Raw genomic sequence first — 2,537 nt, 5'->3', positions numbered from 1 at the left:
GAAGCGGTCAGAACGATGTCAGCGTCTCCCACGATCAGTACCTGTCCTCAACCTGAGCCGGATCGCCGTTTGGCGCTGATCTTTGTACTTCTAGGCCCTCTCATCAGAAGGCCCCGGTCCTTTTTCAAAGGCGCCCTCGCATCCGCAGGGTTGATCAACAGCTTCTCGGCGTTCTCCACTGATCACACTCTCTACCTATTCGATCAGGCCCAGGAAGACCTCCTCTTGACCAAAGGAGGACGCCCCGTCGTCTCCAAGGAGCCCATCGGCACGAACGGATATCGGCTCGGCGGCAGCGAGCGCCGACTCCTCATCTTCGACGCGCACGAGCGCCTGGTGCTGATCCTGCGTCTCACCAAGGACAAGCAGCTGCGCGATGCCGGTCTGATCGGCGATCCAGAGGCACTGCGGGCCGACTTTCAGGAACTGATGGCCCAGCTCGCGGTACCGCTGAATGACAAGTTTGCGTGGGTCGCAGGCCAACTCGGTTATCGCGTCATCGCCGGCGCCCTGCAACCGGTGCAGCCAGCGCCAACCCTAGATGATCCGCGCGTCAGCTTGAGCGTCACTGAGGACCAGGTCGAGATCCTCTTCGAGCCGGAGGATCGTGACCTCCTCGCGGATGCGCAGGGCGAGCAGGATGCGCTCGGGAACAACCTGGATGACCTGCACATCAGCCTGCCGCCGGTGCGCATGACGCTGTTCAAGACCGGCGCCCTGACCCTGGATGGCGCCATCCAACCCGACGCCGATGATCCAGACTATGGCGTTCTCCAGGAGGCGGTTCGCCAGGCGGCCAGTTACCTCAGCGTCTCACTGAAACCGGAGATCGAGCGCCTGTTCGGCCTGCAACGCCAGCCCAATGGTCAGTACCGCCGCGTTGAGACGACGCCACAACCGATCGATTGGACCTTCGTCGGCGATGGCCAGCAGGCGCGCTGGATGCTCGATGACGCGATTGCCGCACCGGCGGTCTGGTACCGCGACGGGACCATCGGCTGCGCGGCTGAGGACTGCGAGCGGCTCATCGCGGCCTGCGACAACCTGCGCCAGTTCCTCGCTTGGCGGGATGCGCCGGTGATTGCCCCGATGATTGCACGGGCTGAGGCACCGGCATCTGGACTGGAGTCTCGCTCATGAGCGTGCTTCCGCTGTGCCTGGGCTTTGGGCCGCGCAGGGCGGGCGTGATCAGCGCTCTCGTCGACGCGCCGGACTTGGAGGAACCCGTCGCTGGTTATCACATCGCCTCAGCCGCCTCTCGCGCGCATCCGCTTCCTGCTGATGTCCTGGCACGGTGTGACTGGCTGGCATTGGTGGTCGATGCCGCCGAGCCGGACGCCCTGTCCGAGGCCTGTGCCTGGGTTTCAATGCTTGCGGATGAGGCGATCTATCTGCGCTTCGCCTGAGCTCACCCAATGACACCAACTTTCGTGCGAAAACCGAAGGTTGAATCAACATGAAAACCTAACGATAGGACAACATAATAAACGAATAAAAACGCAGCACGTTATCCTAATCATCCAGAAGCCTGGGCTTCGAGCAACGAGGCAGATCGATGGCCGCCCCCTCCAAAAAACTTGCCGAGTCACTTGAGGTTCTCAAGACCCTGCAGAAGGAAGGCGGTGTCGCGATCCGGTCGGTGGATCTGTCACGCGTTCATCGCGAGCGCTTGCTCAAAGGCGGATTCCTGAGAATGGTCATGAAAGGCTGGTACATACCGGCCCACCCCGGTGAGCCTGGTGGAGAAAGCACGATCTGGTATGCCAGCTTCTGGGGTTTTTGTGCTGTTTATCTTCGCGAGCGCTTCGGTGACGCTTGGTCGCTTTCAGCAGAACAGTCCCTCCTGCTGCATACCGGAAACCGAACGGTACCCGGCCAACTCCTGGTTCGAACCCCCAAAGGGGGCAACAAGGTCATCACATTGCTTCACGGGTCATCCGTGCTTGATGTCCGTGCCGCCATGCCTAAACCAGAGGAGACCGTCGAACTGGACGGTCTCAGGCTGTACTCACCCTGTGCAGCCTTAGTGTTCAGTGCACCCGGTTTTTTCCGCCAGTTTGCGACCGAGGCACGGGCGGCGCTTGCCATGGTTCAAGAGGCCTCGGATCTGCTTCGCCCGCTGCTTGAAGGGGGGCATAGCACCATCGCCGGTCGCCTCGCTGGTGCACTGCGAAATATCGGTCGTCGCAGCATGGCTGAAGAGATCGTCACAACCATGCAAGCGGCTGGTTACACCATTCGCCTAGAAGATCCGTTTGATACAACGGCGACAACCTTGCTGACTAGGCGTGACATCTCCCCCCAAGTCAATCGCATGCGTCTCATGTGGGAGTCCATGCGAGAGCCCATTGCGACGTGTTTTCCGGCGGCCCCTGGACGGCCGAAGCAACCACAGGATTATCTGGCGGAGGTTGAGGATATCTATCCCACCGACGCCTACCACTCCCTGTCCATCGAGGGCTACCGGGTCAGTGCTGAGTTGATCGAGCAGGTGCGTAGCGGTCACTGGAATCCTGATGGCAACGACGGTGATCGGG

3 protein-coding genes are annotated in these 2,537 nt (G+C 60.9%); all 3 read left to right on the top strand.

The window, feature by feature from the left end; genetic code table 11:
• The first annotated feature begins 150 nt into the window (after window positions 1-150).
• Window positions 151-1,140 carry a hypothetical protein gene (locus tag CKO42_RS26170; RefSeq protein ID WP_200252254.1) on the top strand — a complete coding sequence of 330 codons (990 nt, stop codon included), beginning with the start codon at window positions 151-153 and terminating at the stop codon, window positions 1,138-1,140.
• Complete coding sequence (locus CKO42_RS26165; RefSeq protein ID WP_200252251.1) at window positions 1,137-1,406, top strand: hypothetical protein; 270 nt, start codon at window positions 1,137-1,139, stop codon at window positions 1,404-1,406. The genes CKO42_RS26170 and CKO42_RS26165 overlap by 4 nt, the downstream gene beginning before the upstream one ends.
• A 149-nt stretch (window positions 1,407-1,555) precedes the next feature.
• On the top strand, window positions 1,556-2,537 hold a 982-nt coding region (locus tag CKO42_RS26160; protein ID WP_274608976.1), incomplete at its 3' end, for a hypothetical protein.

Origin of the sequence: Lamprobacter modestohalophilus (genome assembly GCF_016583905.1) — a bacterium.
Lineage (GTDB): Bacteria > Pseudomonadota > Gammaproteobacteria > Chromatiales > Chromatiaceae > Lamprobacter > Lamprobacter modestohalophilus.
This window is presented reverse-complemented; position numbering and strand designations above follow the sequence as displayed.

Excerpts from the sequence above, each read along its gene's own strand:
- CKO42_RS26165 (WP_200252251.1), top strand. The coding sequence starts at position 1,137 with ATGAGCGTGCTTCCGCTGTGCCTGGGCTTTGGGCCGCGCAGGGCGGGC.